General features: G+C 48.7%; 17 protein-coding genes. 4 read left to right on the top strand and 13 right to left on the bottom strand.

Annotated features, from left to right (window positions below; genetic code table 11):
- The first annotated feature begins 26 nt into the window (after positions 1–26).
- Together ACYVEA_RS17335 and ACYVEA_RS17340 are read left to right on the top strand one after the other, a co-directional pair.
- The gene (locus ACYVEA_RS17335; protein ID WP_461114689.1) at positions 27–1865 is read left to right on the top strand and encodes a glycoside hydrolase family 9 protein; all 1839 of its coding nucleotides are present in this window, start codon (positions 27–29) and stop codon (positions 1863–1865) included.
- A gap of 223 nt (positions 1866–2088) precedes the next feature.
- Positions 2089–2244: a hypothetical protein gene (locus ACYVEA_RS17340; protein WP_461114690.1), complete on the top strand. Its 156-nt coding sequence runs from the start codon at positions 2089–2091 to the stop codon at positions 2242–2244.
- A 12-nt stretch (positions 2245–2256) separates the two neighbouring features.
- On the opposite strand, the gene ACYVEA_RS17345 is transcribed toward ACYVEA_RS17340, so the two are convergent.
- The 12 genes from ACYVEA_RS17345 to ACYVEA_RS17400 all read right to left on the bottom strand — a co-directional run bounded on the left by ACYVEA_RS17345 (position 2257) and on the right by ACYVEA_RS17400 (position 13578).
- Positions 2257–3492: an MFS transporter gene (locus tag ACYVEA_RS17345; protein ID WP_461114691.1), complete on the bottom strand. Its 1236-nt coding sequence runs from the start codon at positions 3490–3492 to the stop codon at positions 2257–2259.
- 101 nt (positions 3493–3593) lie between these two features.
- Positions 3594–5291, bottom strand: a complete 1698-nt coding sequence (locus ACYVEA_RS17350) for a sodium:solute symporter family transporter (protein WP_461114692.1) — start codon at positions 5289–5291, stop codon at positions 3594–3596.
- A gap of 208 nt (positions 5292–5499) precedes the next feature.
- The gene (locus ACYVEA_RS17355; RefSeq protein ID WP_461114693.1) at positions 5500–5910 is read right to left on the bottom strand and encodes a flagellar hook assembly protein FlgD; all 411 of its coding nucleotides are present in this window, start codon (positions 5908–5910) and stop codon (positions 5500–5502) included.
- 114 nt (positions 5911–6024) lie between these two features.
- Positions 6025–7278 (bottom strand): MFS transporter, encoded by a 1254-nt coding sequence (locus tag ACYVEA_RS17360; protein ID WP_461114694.1) that lies wholly within the window; start codon positions 7276–7278, stop codon positions 6025–6027.
- Between the two features lie 102 nt (positions 7279–7380).
- Positions 7381–8649 carry an MFS transporter gene (locus ACYVEA_RS17365; protein ID WP_461114695.1) on the bottom strand — a complete coding sequence of 423 codons (1269 nt, stop codon included), beginning with the start codon at positions 8647–8649 and terminating at the stop codon, positions 7381–7383.
- Between the two features lie 158 nt (positions 8650–8807).
- Positions 8808–9617 carry a sialate O-acetylesterase gene (locus tag ACYVEA_RS17370; RefSeq protein WP_461114696.1) on the bottom strand — a complete coding sequence of 270 codons (810 nt, stop codon included), beginning with the start codon at positions 9615–9617 and terminating at the stop codon, positions 8808–8810.
- Positions 9618–9646: 29 nt separating this feature from the next.
- Entirely contained in the window at positions 9647–10582 is a 936-nt protein-coding gene (locus ACYVEA_RS17375; protein WP_461114697.1) for a hypothetical protein, read from the bottom strand.
- Positions 10582–11151, bottom strand: a complete 570-nt coding sequence (locus ACYVEA_RS17380) for an NADH-quinone oxidoreductase subunit B (RefSeq protein ID WP_461114698.1) — start codon at positions 11149–11151, stop codon at positions 10582–10584. Before ACYVEA_RS17380 ends, ACYVEA_RS17375 begins: the two co-directional genes overlap by 1 nt.
- 1 nt (position 11152) lies before the next feature.
- Positions 11153–11692 carry a hypothetical protein gene (locus ACYVEA_RS17385; RefSeq protein ID WP_461114699.1) on the bottom strand — a complete coding sequence of 180 codons (540 nt, stop codon included), beginning with the start codon at positions 11690–11692 and terminating at the stop codon, positions 11153–11155.
- Positions 11689–12156, bottom strand: a complete 468-nt coding sequence (locus ACYVEA_RS17390) for an NADH-quinone oxidoreductase subunit A (RefSeq protein WP_461114700.1) — start codon at positions 12154–12156, stop codon at positions 11689–11691. The genes ACYVEA_RS17385 and ACYVEA_RS17390 overlap by 4 nt, the downstream gene beginning before the upstream one ends.
- Before the next feature lie 99 nt (positions 12157–12255).
- Complete coding sequence (locus tag ACYVEA_RS17395; protein ID WP_461114701.1) at positions 12256–12864, bottom strand: outer membrane beta-barrel protein; 609 nt, start codon at positions 12862–12864, stop codon at positions 12256–12258.
- Between the two features lie 153 nt (positions 12865–13017).
- On the bottom strand, positions 13018–13578 hold the full coding sequence (locus ACYVEA_RS17400; protein WP_461114702.1) for a YqgE/AlgH family protein: 561 nt from the start codon (positions 13576–13578) through the stop codon (positions 13018–13020).
- A gap of 413 nt (positions 13579–13991) precedes the next feature.
- Between ACYVEA_RS17400 and ACYVEA_RS17405 the strand changes: the two genes are divergently transcribed.
- Positions 13992–15233: a sulfite oxidase gene (locus ACYVEA_RS17405; protein ID WP_461114703.1), complete on the top strand. Its 1242-nt coding sequence runs from the start codon at positions 13992–13994 to the stop codon at positions 15231–15233.
- Positions 15234–15251: 18 nt separating this feature from the next.
- The gene (locus tag ACYVEA_RS17410) at positions 15252–15671 is read left to right on the top strand and encodes a hypothetical protein (protein ID WP_461114704.1); all 420 of its coding nucleotides are present in this window, start codon (positions 15252–15254) and stop codon (positions 15669–15671) included.
- 120 nt (positions 15672–15791) lie between these two features.
- Here ACYVEA_RS17410 and ACYVEA_RS17415 read toward each other — a convergent pair whose 3' ends face one another.
- Positions 15792–16382, bottom strand: coding sequence for a DUF4230 domain-containing protein (locus ACYVEA_RS17415; protein WP_461114705.1), 591 nt, complete (start codon positions 16380–16382; stop codon positions 15792–15794).
- Between the last annotated feature and the right edge of the window lie 4 nt (positions 16383–16386).

Consider the following 16386-nt stretch of genomic DNA (forward strand, 5'->3'; position numbering starts at 1 on the left):
AAACCGCCTTTAAACAATCAGACTATATGTCTTTGCGATTGATCACCATTCTATTATTCTTCCTTCAAACTTCTTTCCTCCTTCAGGCGCAGAACGTTAAGGTACTTACGAACCAGGTGGGCTATGAAAGTACCAAAGCCAAACGGGCGATGATTATGGCCGATCGTCAGGTCGCTATCCCGACATTTCAACTCATCAATGCAACAACCGGCAACGTAGCCTACTCAGGAAAAACAGTCTTTAGTGGACCGGTCAGTAAGTGGAAGAACTGGCTTTTCTGGACCATTGATTTCAGTTCGTTTACCACCGAAGGAACGTATCAGTTGCAGGTCTCGGCGCCGGGGAAACCCGTTTCATCGTATCCATTTACGATTGGGAAAAACGTACTGGAGCAATTCACGCTGTCTGATGTGATCTATTATTTCAAAGGGCAGCGGAGTTCGGGTCTGTTGGATAAAGCAGATCGAAAATCGGCGCTGGCGGGTAAAACGGGCGATACGCTCGACGTGCACGGAGGCTGGTACGACGCATCTGGCGACTATGGAAAGCACCTCTCGCACCTTACATTTTCATCCTATTTCAATCCGCAGCAAATCACGGGTACGGTCTACAGCCTGCTGAAAAGTTACGATCAGTTGATAAAACGGAAAGGGTCGGATTTCCGTCAGTTCAACCGCCGACTGCTGGACGAAGCCATGTTTGGGGCTGATTATCTGGTGCGGGTGCACGCTAAAGATGGATCGTTTTACCGGTCGGTGAAAGCGCCCGGACCCGGAAAACTGGCGAAAGATCGTGTCATTCAGGCGGAAGATAAAGCGTATCGAATCAAACAAAGTAAAGACCAAACGCTGGCCAGTACGGCCGATGAAACCAATTGGCGGAAGTATCAGGTGAGTTATCGGTCGGGTGGGGGAGTAGCCATTGCGGCACTGGCCATGGCTGCTACGTATGCCGCTGATCAAACGGGCGATTATGGACCTGCCGATTATTTAAAAGCGGCCGAAAGCGCATTTGCTTTTCTTGAAAAAGAGAACGTAGCCATGACCAATGACGGCAAAGAAAACATTGTGGATGATTATTGTGCCTTGGTGGCAGCCACGGAATTGTATAAGACGACGAAGAAAGATAGCTACAAACAGGCGGCTGACAGACGGGCTCAGAATTTAGTAAACCGACTTTCGTCCTGGAAAAACTACAAAGATTACTGGCGAGCCGATGATCAGGATCGTCCGTTCTTCCATCCATCGGATGCGGGTCTGCCGTTGATCAGTCTGGTTTACTATTATCCACTGGCGTCAGCCGAAATGCAGGCTAAAGTTAAGCAAACCATTAAGCGGTCGATGAGCTATGAACTGAACGTGACGACCGAAGTCAAAAATCCGTTTGGCTACAGTCGGCAGTTGGTGCAGGACACGCTTGGTAACCGACGTACTGCGTTCTTCTTTCCGCACGGCAGCGAAGCCTCACCTTGGTGGCAGGGCGAAAATGCCCGAATCGCGTCCATCGCGACTGCTGCCCGACTATGTGCTACGTTGTTTAGCGACGACAAGCTATTTCGAGATACGTTAGACCGTTTCGCCCTGGACCAACTCAACTGGATATTGGGTCTGAATCCATACGATGCCTGTATGTTGCAGGGAAGCGGACACAACAATCCCGCTTATGGTTTTTTCGGTACGTTTGAGTACACCAATGCGCCTGGCGGCATCGTGAACGGCATCACATCGGGTTTTGATAACGAAGACGACATTGACTTTAATCTGTCGTACAAGATGACCGGGAAAGACGCTGACTGGCGTTGGGCTGAGCAATGGTTGCCGCATGCTGCCTGGTACCTGCTGGCAATATCGGTCAACCCTGAATAGGTTAGGGTTTTAAGCCGGTGAATGAAAAATAGGGTTATGCCAAACCAGTTTACCAACTAATTTTTTATACCGGGCCTAAGAGAGTGTCTAAAAATATTCCTTTAGGCCTGTAAATCTTCTTTTCATCAGGCTGTTTCACCCCTAAGTCCCCTTTAGGGGATTTAGGGGTGAAACAGCTTAAAAACTAATTTTTAGACAGTCCCTAAGTATTCCAAAAGAAGTTATGCAAAAAGTGCCGACGGAGATATTGCCGCAACTTTTTGATCTGGTCATGAGCGGGCAACTAAAAATAGAGACCGAAGCGGTAGCGCTAAAAGAAATAGAGCGTGCCTGGAAACAAGGCGAAATGAACGGAAAAAGACTCGTACTTGTGCCGTAATAGAACAAGCATTTATACGTCGGTATAATCCAGTTCCTTGCCGTATGTTTCGTCCATGGTTGCCAGGGACCAGGCCGCCAGCACAAAGCAAACGAGCGCTACAATGGCAGCGGACTCAAGGACGCCCAAAGACGGTTTCATGGCCTGATATGCAGGAATGCTGAGTAACGTAGTAGCCCGAACATTATTGGCGACGGACGTCGTGGCTGTTGCCCGGAGATTGGTGCCGTAACTCTCGGCCGTAATTGTTAGAAACATCGCAATGTAGCCGATCCCAAAGCCCATCGCCGTGCATACGCCGTAAAATGTACTAGCTGACTTTATGCCGCCGAACAGGTAAATGGATACGAAGATAAGTGTCAGGCCCATCATCAGGCCGATTGCTTTTCGGCGTGATTGTAACCATTGGCTAAGAATACCACTAAACAAATCACCCGCCACGACGCCTATATACGTAAACATGACGCCACGACCTGGCTGAATAACTTCTTCAACACCAACGGCTTTGCCAAATTCATTGCTGAATGTAGCCAGAATGCCAATAACCAGATAGGTTGGCAGGGCAATGCCCATGCATCGGAGGTAGCGTAAAATAGAGCGCCCGTCTTTGAATAAAGCCCAGAAATTACCCCGCGACACGTTTGCGCTCAGTACGCGGGTAAACATGCCCGATTCGAGCACACTAACACGTAGTAGCAGCAACCCTAAGCCCAGCCCGCCACCAATAAAATAAGTGGTACGCCAATCGAAGAGGGCAACGGTGAAATACGCTACGACAGCCCCGAACAGGCCCACGCTGGCAACCAGCGATGAGCCATATCCGCGCAGGTGCGGGGGCAAAATTTCACTGACTAGGGTAATGCCCGCGCCTAATTCTCCTGCCAGGCCAAAACCCGCCACAAACCGAAGCCAGGCATAGATCTGTGGGTCGTGCACAAAACCGCAGGCCAGATTGGCGAGCGAATACGTAATAATGCTACCGAATAGCACGGATAATCGACCACGTTTGTCACCTAGAATGCCCCAAAGAATCCCCCCCACCAGTAAACCCGCTTGCTGAAAGTTGAGAATGCGTCCACCAATCAGCGATATTTCGGCTTCAGAAAGACCCAGATCTTTGAGGCTCGGGACCCGCACAATATTGAACAGAAGCAGATCATACACATCCACAAAATAGCCCAGTGCGGCCACAATGACCGGCAAAGTAAATAAAGGACGTAGTGAAACAGACGTAGTAGTAGAGGCCATTCTTAGGAATTAATTGGTACAAACAGGAAACGCCGGAAGAAAACCGTACCCTTGTTCAGGGGTTTATGGGCTTGCTTCCGGCGTCTTGTTTTAGTTCTTTGTTACCAGAACCGGATATAGAGCATAGATACCAGCATGATAATGACTACGACCATAGCCATGTTGGTTGGTGCCAGGCGAAACATAGACGCATCGATGGCCAATCCTTTGGGGTTTATTTTTGGCCCGGCCAGACTGATGAGTATCATCATGGCAACTGTCAAAAAGAACGCCCAACCCATAGCAATCAGGAACGGAATTTCATACACGCCATCACTATTCAGAAAAGCCGTATACATAATCGTCTCGGGGCCAAACAGGCGGGGGGCAAAGTTATTAAACAATACGGCAAAGCCGAAGCCCCCCAGAATACCGGCAATGGCCGCTATACCGGTGGTGCGTTTCCAGAAGAAGCCCAGCAAAAAGACGGCAAAAATACCGGGGCTGATGTAGCCGGTATACTTTTGAATGAACGTAAAACCGCCTTCGCCACCAATGCCCAGCGCGTCATCCCAGGCCAATGCAATGGATAGGGCTACGGCTACCAGAATCGTGGCTCGTCCAATCCAGAGCGAGCGGGATTCACTGGCAGTTTTATTGATGTATTTCTGGTAAATATCCAGCGTAAAAATGGTTGAAATCGAGTTGGCCTTACCCGCCAGTGAGGCTACAATGGCGGCCGTTAAAGCCGCTACCGATAATCCTTTCAGACCCGTTGGCAAAAACGTGAGTACCGCCGAGTAGGCATTATCGCCCGATACAACGCCATTACGGAGCATTTCGCCCTGCAGGCCACCGTTTTTATGAATTACGTAAGCGGCAATACCAGGCAGCATCACAATGATCGGCATGAAAATTTTCAGTATGGCCGCAAAGAGAATACCCGTACGGGCAGTTTTCAGGTCGGCGCCCAAAGCGCGTTGGGTAATGTATTGATTACAACCCCAGTAGTTAAGATTAACAACCCACATGCCACCCAGGTACATAGCAATACCGGGCAAAGTCAGATACCGCTTAATATCGGCCTGGGGCGCACCAGGTGTCGGTTTTTCAAAAATCATGTGAAAGTGATCATCGGCATCTTTGAACATAGCGCCCAATCCCGAAATAATGCCCCCGTCCAGCCCCATCGTTAGGCTTACCTGTTGCAGGGCCAGATAGGTAGTAACCAAACCGCCAATGATGAGGACCAATACCTGAATAACGTCCGTGTAACCAATTACATTCATACCGCCAAGGGTAATGAAAATAGCGAATACGCTCAGGCAAATAATAACGATGTGAAAGCTATCTCCCCCTATCAGGCTGCTGATAGCCAGCGCGCCCAGGAACAAAATGGATGTCAGGTTGACAAATACGTAGAGAAATAACCAGAAAACGGCCATGATCAAACTCACCGTTTCATTGTAACGCGTACTCAGAAACTGGGGCATTGTGTAAATGCGATTCTTGAGGTAGATTGGAATGAACCACACCGCTACAATAATCAGGGAAATGGCCGCCAGCCATTCGTATACGGCAATAGCTACCCCAAAACGATAGCCATCACCCGACATGCCAATGAACTGCTCGGCGGAAATATTTGAGGCAATGAGCGAGGCTCCAATAGCCCACCAGGTTAGCGAGCCTTCTGCCAGGAAAAAGTCTTTGGTATCTTGCTTTGTTTTTTGATTTCGTCGATAAATCCAATAGCCATAGCTTGAGACACCAATGAAATACAGGAAGAAAATAACGTAATCGGTTAGGGCAAGTTGGTTCATCGGAACAGTCTTATAATTGTTATGTTAAATCAGCCTGTAAAAAAGCAATTATTTCTCCAAATAGGCTTAGTCTAGGGCAAAATCATTTAAAGATTAGTAAATCCAGTATTATCTGAAGAGGTTGACAGAATAATGTTAACAAATAATGCGCATACAGAAAAAGGCACGAAGTTCTCTTCGTGCCTTTTTCTGTATGGAGGAAAGCTAATTACTTGATGGCAACTAGCCGAACGGGTTGATTGACTTCCAGATTTGGTGTGGCTAATTTAAACGTAAATTCTTCCTTCTGGCTTTCCGCTGATACACGGAACGTATACGTACCGTCGGGAATTTCGCTCATGTCGAACTGTTGACGGATAGCACCCTTTTTGCGACTCTTACCCGACACCGTTTCCTGAAACATAACCTGGCCTTTTTCATCCAATACCTCAAGGGTAACTTTTTCCTCGGGCTTATATTTCTCCAGGCAAAGCCATAGTTTGGACGTATTGTTGGCGGGAAACATAGCTGCGGCAAAAGCCTTTGTCGAATGGTCATCCTGGCCCTTGCCGAAGGATGGTACAGATAGGCTTACTGTTAAAATTAATGCGCTGACAATCAGTTTGATGGACGTTTTCATTGGTCTGAAAAGATTAAGTTTAAACCCTTTATTGTCGAACCAATGATGCCAATGAAACTGCCAGCCGCTGTCGTTTGGGAGCAACGGCTTAAGAAAAGGATGAGCGGTTGAACGTCACTCCACAAAGTCTAAATCTTTGCCAAATGTCTCTTCCATTTGGCTGAGTGACCAGAAAGAAAGTCCATAAACGACGGCTCCCAGCAACCCTGCCGCAACTAGCGCGCCCAGCGACGGTTTGAGCGCCTGGAATAGCAATGTCATCGGAATGAGCGTACCCCGAACGACACTGGGTACCGACGTAGTGGCCGTGTTGCGGAGGTTTGTGCCGTATAATTCGGCTACCATCGTCAGGAACATCGCAATGTATCCCGTACAAAAACCCGCTAACAGACACACTGTATAAATGCCACTGGCCGTGTGAATACCTCCAAACAGATAAACCCCGCTGAGAAGTGCACTAAAAATCAAGAGCCCTGTAATGGCTTTCAGTCGCGATTGTAGCCACTGACTTATCGGCCCACTGAGCAGATCACCGCCGGCCAGACCCACATAAATCATCATCACGCATCGACCGGGTTTTATGCCTTCGGCAATGCCCAGCTCCTGCCCAAACTCGTTAGCGAACGTAGCCAGAATCCCAACGATGAACCAGGTTGGAATACCCACCGAAACGCAGCGGAAGTATTTGATCGCCTGTGGCCAGCTACTGAAAAAGTAAAGGAAATTGCCCCGGCTGACGGCTCGGTGTTCGGTTTTCATTCGGTTGAATACGCCCGATTCAAAAACGCTTACGCGCAGTAGTAATAGAGCGAGGCCCATGCCGCCACCCACCCAGAATGCCGTTCGCCAGTTAAAATACTCGACAGTCAGGTAAGCGACGCCTGCACCAAGGTAGCCGATGCCCGCTACCATAGACGAACCATAACTACGTATCGCTTTGGGCAAAATTTCGGAAACGAGGACCATGGCGGCCCCAATTTCGCCCGACAAACCAACGCCCGCCAAAAACCGAAGAAACGCGTAGGTATTTACGTCCTGCACAAACCCGCAGGCAATGTTTGTCAGCGAATAGGTAACGATACTGCCAAAAAGGACGGACATCCGTCCGCGTTTATCGCCCAGGGCGCCCCATAGAAAACCGCCAATCAGTAACCCCGCCTGCTGGCAGTTCAGAATAAACGTGCCTGCTTTCGATACATCGACTTCCGACAAGCCCAGCGATTGCAGGCTCGGGACGCGTACAATACTGAAAATCAGCATGTCATATACATCAACGAAGAATCCCAACGCCGATACAATCACCGGCAGGGCAAATAAGGGGCGAAAGGAAGTCTGAACCGGGATTTCTGTGATTTTATTGATTGACATGAGATTGTAAGTCGTTGAAACGCTAGCCTATTTCAATAAAATCTTTCATAACTATATGTAAAATCAGGTCAATTCGTGTTATCATAAAAATCCCGGTTCTGCCTATTCCTCCAAATAATTCAAGTCCTTTCCGTGGGTTTCAGGAATGGTCAGGATGGCATAAAAGCCGAGAATGAAGCTGATCAACCCCACTACGGCCCCGGCATTGATAATGTCCAGCGACGGTTTGAGCGCCTGATACGTTAGTGTCATCGGGATGACCAGGCCGCGAACCATATTGGGTACTGTCGTGGCCGCCGTTGCCCGCAGGTTCGTCCCAAACTGCTCGGCCCCAATGGTGACGAACATGGCCCAGTAGCCGATCCCAAAGCCCATTGCCAGGCAAAGCCCATATAGAACGGTCGCACTTTTGACGCCGAAATAAAGATAAACCAAGCCGAAGACAAGGGCAATCGCCATGAGCAGGGCCACCGCTTTCTTTCGTGAGGCCATTGACTGGCTGATAAATCCACTGGCCAGATCACCAACGGCCAGTCCAACGTAGCACCACATAATAGACAAGCCCGGTTGAATTTCTTCGGCAATGCCCAGTGCTTTCCCAAACTCATTGCTGAACGTAGCCAGAATCCCGATGACAAACCAGGTGGGCAAGCCAATACCAATGCATTTGAGGTAGCGACTGAGCCGGTTGGCATTGGTGAAAAAGGACAGAAAATCACCCCGTTTCACGTTTTCCTGCTCCGTCACATTTTTGAACATGCCCGATTCAACCACGCCCACACGGAGCAACAGGAGTCCAATGCCCAGCCCACCACCTACCAGAAAGGCTGTTTGCCAATCGAAATATTTTACCGTAAAATAAGCCACTACGGCGCCCGAAAGGCCAATTCCAGCCACGAGCGATGTGCCAATGGCGCGTTTTTCTTTCGGTAGAATCTCACTCACGAGGGTAATTCCAGCCCCTAATTCGCCTGCCAGCCCGATACCCGCCACAAACCGCATCAGCGCATAATACGTAACCGGGTCCATGAACGTAACATGCTTGATGAATCCGCAGGCGATATTGGCAATTGAATACGTAATGATGCTGCCGAATAGAACCGACAAGCGACCTTGCTTATCGCCAATGATACCCCACAGAATACCACCGAGCAGCAAACCGCCCATTTGCCAGTTGATAATGCTGGCACCAACCGTCGAAATCTGTTCTGGCGTAAGGCCAAGATCAGTTAAGCTTGGTACGCGAACGATGCCGAAAAGGAGTAGGTCGTAAATGTCAACAAAATAGCCGAGTGCAGCTACGATGACCGGCAAGCCAAATAGTCCGGCAGCAGGAGATTGTTGCTTATCAGAAAGAGTAGGAACAGCCATCAGGCAGAATCAGAAAGTAAATACTAAACGATTCTGCAATAATACGAAATGACCAAAGAAGATTGGGCCCTGTCTGAATTTTCATTTTTCTGACAGGATTAGGAGGATAAAACAAGGTTTCTTTACGCTTGCCCAACCCATCAATTCTGTCAGAAAAATTAAGGCTTGGTGGTCAATAATTTCTTTTGGATAAAGACATCGGCGTATCGGCGGCCGAGCGTACGGGCTGAAGCAGTGTCGAAGTGGGTTGAATCGCCTTTATCGGTCAGGCCCGACGAGATGACACAATACAAATCAGGATTGTGTTGGGGTGCTTGCTGAAGGGCATCATTAACTGTTTTCGCGTCTGGATTACGCTTAACAACAAAATCGCCCAGCGTCCCAACAACAAACGGTACGTGAGGAGCATTCAGGTCTTTTCGGAGTCGTTGAACCAATTCGGTCAGTTTTTCGCCATAAGCAGGTGCATTGGTCGGCGTTGAATCCGATTCGCCCTGGTGCCAGATAAAACCGGCTAACTGCCCATTTTCGAGCGCTTTTTTTGCCCGGCGTAACGCGTCATCGTATGGGTAGGATTTTGTGGGCTCGTAGTAAGCACCGGGTTTCCAGACATCAATGCCCGAACCGCCCACGGCGCTTGGAATCAGACCAATGTTGATGGTAGGATACGTATTGGCCAACTGTCTGGCAAAGGCTAAACCTGGTCCAACGCCGATAACCGCTGGTTTGTCGAAATGCATCGGGTCGCGGGCCGGAACCCAGCTCAACTCTTTTGTCAGCATCCAGATACGGGGATTGATCGGCTGATCTTCGGCGTCGGGAACACCCCGTCCCGCCATGTTCGACTGACCAATGAGCAGAAATAATTGCAATCGGGGTGGTACGTCCTGTTTAAACGCCAGCGACATAAAAAGAACGAGGCTAAGCAGCCAGGGCACTTGCTTGAGGAAATTACTGCGGTTTGTCATCAGAAGAGGCAATTTAAAGTAAGCAGACGCTACTCTGGCAACAAAGTCCGTTCATCGTCGGGCCTGATTTCAGAAATAGACTCGCCTATAGGTGCTGGTGGTAAAAGGGGTTTAGGCAGTCTTTCGTAGACGGCGTAGGCAGTGCCTAATGACCATACTTTCAGTCCCACACGAGCGAAAATCAGTAGCTGCTGCACAATCAGCATACCCAGAATTGTAAACCAGTTACTCATCAATATGACTTCGTCGAGCAGAAAATAAACGCCGAATAAAGCTGTACCGATCACTATCAGCAAAACATACTGGCCATATGTCTTGCCCATGTTCTGTAGTACTAGTCGGCCAGCTCGCCCAAACGCTCGAAAAGCATTCAGTTCATTCTCGCGGAACATGATCACTTTAGCATAGTCGCCGATGCAAAGCAGGAGCGTAGCCGTTATCGCGAACAAGGCAAAAAACAGGGCGCCAATCCAGAAAAGACCACGCTCGGTTAACGTACTGCTCAAGGCAATTCCCACGAGTATACCAATGACCAGCCAGAGTCCTCCGCCAACCAGCACAAAAAGCAACGTAACAAAGAACAATTGCAGGAAACGCCGAACGTACTGGCTGCACCCCTGCCAGAACAAGCCAACCCTGAATGGTTGTGACAACTGCGCAAATTGAGCCAATATGCCGCCCGCAAAAAATACGCTCAGAAACACGTACAAAACACCCAGCCAGCGTCCAACACTTATGAGCGGGGCAATAGTCCGTTCACTACGTTGGATGAAATCAGAGTAAACCGTGTAGTCGAATCCGTCCAGCAACTTCATGAAGGCCAGAGAATTCTGGTCTTCAATTTTGAGCGTGTTATAGAAAGGCAGCGCCACCAGCAAACCAAGCACCAGCGTAATACCATAAATAAGCCACAGCAACCGGACCGAACGAATCGTTTGCCAGAAAGCGAGAGACAGGCTGTTCATCAGGAAGGAGTTGGCAAATCGTCTGCTTGAATGGTTGTCTCCACTGAAGATGAGCTGGTTTGCGACTCTATCTCTTTCATTCCCAGCAGCGGGTGTTCAGTCCTGATTTTTTCCTGTAATTTTAGAAAGCCATCAATCAGGGCTTCCGGGCGGGGCGGGCAGCCCGGCACATACACATCCACCGGAATGATGCGATCCACTCCTTTCACTACGTGGTAGCCGTGCTGCCAGTAAGGTCCACCACAATTCGAACAGGAACCCATCGAAATTACGTAGCGTGGTTCGGGCATCTGCTCATAAAGCCGCCGAATTCGGTCGGCCATTTTATAGGTGACTGTCCCGGATACAATCATGACATCGGCCTGCCGGGGCGAAGGGCGCGGAAAAATACCAAATCGTTCGAGGTCATAATTGGCCGCAAAAGCCTGCATCATTTCAATGGCGCAACAGGCCAGTCCGAAACTCAGGGGCCACATCGACTTCTCCCGCGACCAGTTCAGGAGTTCTTCGGACTGCAGCATAATTACGCTGGCTTCACCCGTTTTATCGGAGGAGGGTTGAGTTGTCATATTACTGAATAATTTTAGGCAGACGCTTAAGTATGTCCTCCTGATAACGCAGTGTGAAAGGCTCCAGTTGCCGCACTAGACTGGTTTCCGAAGAGCCCTGGTTCACCGGCCGAATAACCTTACGGTTGATACGACTAGCCGCAGAACCGAGCAACAAACCAACGGCGGCTCCACCCGCAGCGGCAAAGGTGACCGTCAGACCGTGCGCTACGGGGCTGCGAGTCTGATTGGTACGTAACGATTGATTCGCTAAATAACCGATAGCCAGCGCTCCCACAATGGCTCCCGTTACTAACATAGGTTTATTCGTATTGCTGCTAATGACCACTTTACGGATCCGGGTAAGTGGAATGCGCTCGTCTCTAAGATAAAGATACGAATTGTCAATGTCGTCCATCGGACCTCTAAAATGATCACCCTCTTTCGTAATAACCCGAATTCGATACGTAGTAAACGTGGAATTTTGGGCAATTAATTGGATTGGAAATAAGACACATAGTAGCAACAACAGCCGTAAGTAACGTAGTGGGAATAAGCTCAACGTTTGTATCGATCATTTACTTGCTGATACAAATGCGTGGGGACTTTCGTTTCTATTGATGGAATTTTTGGCTGTGGTTTCACCCAGTCAAGATAGCCTTTTGCCCAGACATACGCGAGCCCCAGTGCCAGAATGACCACAAAAAGAAAGGCTTCGGTCAAAGCAAACCACCCCCATAGCCCATCGGTACTTTTGATAAGCGCGGCCTGACCAAACACCGTTGCCCATGGAAACAGGAAAACCAGCTCAACGTCGAACAACACAAAGACCAGCGCTACTACGTAGAAACGAATATTAAACTGAACATTGGCGTTACCAACGGGTTCCTCCCCCGATTCATACGTACTGTTTTTCTCTACGTTTGGCCGGTGTGGACGTAACAACCGGGCCACAAACAACACCACTGCAATGAAGGCGAAGGCAGCCAGAATAAACAGCAGAATAATACCGAAATCGGAGAGCATGTTTTTACGGTGTTCGGTTTATTGTATTTGGTTTACAGTGGCTAATGCATGACAAGTTCGCGTCAGCCACTGTAAACCAAATACCGTAAACCCTATACATTATTTCTTTCTTGGTTTGTACAGGTTATACACCAGCGAAATCTGAAGATTTCGGTTGTAATAAAGCGCCGTGTTTTCTGGCGATACGTTCGTAAAACCATATATATAGCGAATATGCAAACTACATTTGGAGAGCATATCCAGAAAATCATAGTGCACCCCTACCGCCAGACCAATGTCGCTTTGGGCAGACGGACCGCCTATGGCTCCCGTGCTTAAGGCATAACTGAACTCGGGGCCTGCCTGTACGGTCAGCCCTTCGGTTGGAATGTAACCCAACAGGATGGGGAGGCTGGCGTAGTAGTACGGATTTTTCGTTGTGGTTCGGCCGCCAACGGGTTGTTCCTGCTGAAATGTACCGCCTTTAATGGCAAGTAGCGCTTCCGGCTGAAGCACCCATTTATGCAACCGATACCGATACATGAGGCCCAGATGAGGTTCCAGCGCCCGTTTAGGAATGTTGACACTAGTGCCGGTAATATGCACCTGCGTAAACGTAGCGCCAAATTTTATGCCAAAATGGCCACCAACGGGATTATTACTTTGCGCCCGAACGAACAATGGTGAGCTTATGAAAAAAACAAAAAAGAGTAATCGGTACGTATGCATACTGGACTGTTAACAGATTGAATTTGCCGTTCGCTACTGGATTAGGACGGATTCACGAAAGATAAGGCCCGGCAATTCGCCAGGCCCCACAAAATTGGTTAAAAAATGTTAAGAAGTTGTTGGTAAGGTTAGTTGCCTGGCTGAATTGAACCGCTAATTGAGTCGCGGATCAACCGGGTAATGGGCAATAGACTTATACTCACCACCCATTCGCTTCAGAACGCCCCGCCAGAATTCTTTCGTTGGCGTATCGAACAGAAAGTCGGCATTCGTTGAACTGATAATCCAGGCTTTCTGGCTTAACTCAGCATCTAACTGGCCTTCGCTCCACCCCGAATAGCCAATAAAGAAGCGAATATCACGCTCATTTAACGTGCCTACATTGATCGCTCGCTTGATTTCGTCAAAATCCCCACTCCAATACAATCCCTCGCGTAACCGGATCGAACTATCAATCAGATCAGGGCGACGGTGAATAAAATGAAGCGTATTTTGCTGAACAGGCCCCCCCACAAACAGGGGTAAGTCGGGCTGAATATCCTCAATCACATCACCCAGATGAATATCCGTAAGCTGATTAAGCACCAGGCCGAACGTACCGGCAGGACTGTGTTCACAAACCAGAATAACACTACGTTCAAAGTTTGTATCGCCCATGAATGGCTCGGCAATCAATAAATCTCCATTCGTGACGATTGGCGGGGTCGTATTCATAAGCCATTGGTATAGTTAAATCTCGTATAGGTACAAACGCCTTTTGGGCAGGCTATATTGACTTAAAAAAGCATAAATACATTATTCGGTTCAGCGATCATAGGCTAAAGTTATCTTACGCTAAAATTTATGTTGTGTACTCAGACTATTGGTTTGGTGCGGGCGCTAATAAGGTGTTTAATACGTTGGCATGGCACTATAGAGATTCACCAAAATAATTCAGTTCTTGGTTTGAGTCAGCTTTGCCAGTTCAACACAACATGAAGTTCGGTTCATTTTTAGAATTAACGCCAGTCTTTCTAGTAGGCAACTGGGTTGTGATGTATTTTTACGAGCGATATTCCAGCAGACGTTTATCAGGGTGATGGTCATGTTGGTGGCGAAATTTGCCTGAACACGAAAACTATAGAATGATGAAAAATGGGCTTCATGATCGGCGGGGGTTCCTCCAGAAAAGCGCTTTAGCCGCGCTAACCACGCTGGTGGGCACTGATGTCGTTTTTGCCGATAAAATGCCTCGGTATCATCGGCCATTGGGCTTAAATACTGACTATGACCCACTCAAGGGGAAAAGCACCGAGATGAAAGTGTTGGGCGATAAACCCTGGAACGTTGAATCGCCCGTTCATCTGTTAGACGATGCTATTACGCCTGTCGATAAGATGTTTATCCGAAATAATGGCCTGATACCAGCTAAGCCAATTGATCTGGCAAAGTGGACGCTCACGATCAAAGGCGAGTCGGTAAAGGCCGAAAAAACGTACACCCTTGCTGAGCTGAAAAAACGATTTAAGTCGTACACGTATCAGCTTGTGCTGGAGTGTGGAGGCAATGGGCGCGCGGGCTATGAACCCCAAACGACGGGTAATCCCTGGGATCAGGGGGCGGTTAGCTGTGCTGAATGGACGGGTGTTCGCCTGAAAGATATCCTGGCCGATGTGGGCTTGAAAGACGATGCGGTTTATATTGGTTACTACGGTAAAGACCCTCATTTGAGTCAGGACCCTACCAAAGTGGCTATTTCGCGGGGTGTACCTATCAAAAAAGCGCTTGAAGAAGAAACCCTGATTGCGTGGGCCGTTAATGGCCAGGATATTCCGTTAGTGCATGGGTATCCGCTTCGGTTGGTAATTGGCGGCTGGCCTGCTTCCGTATCGGGAAAGTGGCTGCACACAATTGCCATACGCAACAAAGAGCATGACGGCGCAAAAATGGAAGGCCACAGCTACAGGATGCCGATTCGCCCCGTGCAACCCGGCGAAAAAATTGCCGAAACGCCCGAAAACTTTCGCATCATTGAGTCGATGCCAGTTAAGTCGCTCATAACGTATCCTAAATCGGGCGCCTTGCTCGAAGGCAAAAAAACGCTGTCGTTACGTGGTCATGCCTGGGCTGGCGATCGGGCCGTTGCCGACGTAGCGACATCCATTGACTATGGCGCCACCTGGCAAAAGAGTAAACTGGAGCGGCCTAAAAATCGCCTGGCCTGGCAGAATTGGTCAGCTGATGTAACATTCCCGCAGGCGGGTTATTATGAAGTATGGGTGCGGGCTACGGATAGCAATGGGGTCATGCAACCCATGGTGATTCCCCAATGGAACCCCGGCGGTTACCTCAATAATGCCTGCCATCGAATTGCCGTGAAGGCCGTATAGAAATCAGTATTCAGCGTTATGAACGTAGTAAAAGCTATATTTTTTATCGGAGCGATGCTCATCTGTATGGCTAGCTTCCGAGCGGCTCCAGTAACACATTCGTCCAGCGCATCTGCCGCTTCAGTAATGGTAGCCGATACGGGGAAAATTGATGCCGAAACAGGGTTGATCAATGACCCGAGCCTAATGATGGTGAAGGCACAATGTACAGCCTGTCATTCCTCAAAGCTCATTTTGCAGCATCGTTTTACGCGGGCGGGCTGGGTAGATCGTATTCGGTGGATGCAGAAATACCACAAGCTTTGGGATTTAGGCGACTCAGAAAAAGTCGTTCTGGACTACCTCGAAAAGCACTACGGTCCCGAGACGGCCGCCACGACAAATACGTTTCGTCGGCAGCCCCTGAAGAATATTCAATGGTATAAGCTCGGCAAATAAAGCGGGGCGAAAATTGAATTAGTTAACCACTGAGAACACAGAATAAGTACTCAATTACAAATAGCTCAGGTTATTTTAGAAAGGCATTTTGCTGAGGAACGTAGCATATTCAGGCTCTTACTACTGAAACGTCAAGCCGATTTTCTTGCCAGATATACGTTCCAGCAGCGGACGTAGCATCTGGTCGGCGTTGCGACGGGTTTGGTCCAGAATACCACCGTTCAGGGCCGATTGTTTGACCTGCTGCTCCGCCTTCCGATAGGCATCACTTACCAACTGGGCGTCGTCCAGAAACGAAAAGCGAGTATCATAGACGCGCGAACGATCGTGATTGATTTTCCAGCCGCACAGTTCGGGTTTAGGAAGTTGCACCGTAACGGAATCACCGTCTATTGTGATATTGGCCGAGTTAATGCGGGTCAGGTCGATGCACCCAGTGGCTTCCCCTTCTACAATCAATACAGCATTGGCATTAGGCAAAAACGTATTCACCTGCTCGTGCTCAACGATGTCTTTAAACGTATATTTTACCAATTCCAGCTTGCCTAAGGCTGTAATCTCCTTCAGAACAATGCTTTGTGTTGTATTGTCGCTCCGCCGAAATCGGCTTAGCACACTGTTGCTGCGAATTTGCTCCCAGATGGCAATCAATCCTGCCACCAGCACAGTGATTATAAACAGGCGAAATAAGGCGTTAATGAGTTTTGACATACTT

This window comes from Spirosoma jeollabukense (assembly GCF_054777855.1).

Bases quoted from the DNA above. Each gene is read 5' to 3' on its own strand.
- ACYVEA_RS17335 (WP_461114689.1), top strand. From the start codon at position 27: ATGTCTTTGCGATTGATCACCATTCTATTATTCTTCCTTCAAACTTCT.
- ACYVEA_RS17340 (WP_461114690.1), top strand. From the start codon at position 2,089: ATGCAAAAAGTGCCGACGGAGATATTGCCGCAACTTTTTGATCTGGTC.
- ACYVEA_RS17345 (WP_461114691.1), bottom strand. From the start codon at position 3,492: ATGGCCTCTACTACTACGTCTGTTTCACTACGTCCTTTATTTACTTTG.
- ACYVEA_RS17350 (WP_461114692.1), bottom strand. From the start codon at position 5,291: ATGAACCAACTTGCCCTAACCGATTACGTTATTTTCTTCCTGTATTTC.
- ACYVEA_RS17355 (WP_461114693.1), bottom strand. From the start codon at position 5,910: ATGAAAACGTCCATCAAACTGATTGTCAGCGCATTAATTTTAACAGTA.
- ACYVEA_RS17360 (WP_461114694.1), bottom strand. From the start codon at position 7,278: ATGTCAATCAATAAAATCACAGAAATCCCGGTTCAGACTTCCTTTCGC.
- ACYVEA_RS17365 (WP_461114695.1), bottom strand. From the start codon at position 8,649: ATGGCTGTTCCTACTCTTTCTGATAAGCAACAATCTCCTGCTGCCGGA.
- ACYVEA_RS17370 (WP_461114696.1), bottom strand. From the start codon at position 9,617: ATGACAAACCGCAGTAATTTCCTCAAGCAAGTGCCCTGGCTGCTTAGC.
- ACYVEA_RS17375 (WP_461114697.1), bottom strand. From the start codon at position 10,582: ATGAACAGCCTGTCTCTCGCTTTCTGGCAAACGATTCGTTCGGTCCGG.
- ACYVEA_RS17380 (WP_461114698.1), bottom strand. From the start codon at position 11,151: ATGACAACTCAACCCTCCTCCGATAAAACGGGTGAAGCCAGCGTAATT.
- ACYVEA_RS17390 (WP_461114700.1), bottom strand. From the start codon at position 12,156: ATGCTCTCCGATTTCGGTATTATTCTGCTGTTTATTCTGGCTGCCTTC.
- ACYVEA_RS17395 (WP_461114701.1), bottom strand. From the start codon at position 12,864: ATGCATACGTACCGATTACTCTTTTTTGTTTTTTTCATAAGCTCACCA.
- ACYVEA_RS17400 (WP_461114702.1), bottom strand. From the start codon at position 13,578: ATGAATACGACCCCGCCAATCGTCACGAATGGAGATTTATTGATTGCC.
- ACYVEA_RS17405 (WP_461114703.1), top strand. From the start codon at position 13,992: ATGAAAAATGGGCTTCATGATCGGCGGGGGTTCCTCCAGAAAAGCGCT.
- ACYVEA_RS17410 (WP_461114704.1), top strand. From the start codon at position 15,252: ATGAACGTAGTAAAAGCTATATTTTTTATCGGAGCGATGCTCATCTGT.
- ACYVEA_RS17415 (WP_461114705.1), bottom strand. From the start codon at position 16,382: ATGTCAAAACTCATTAACGCCTTATTTCGCCTGTTTATAATCACTGTG.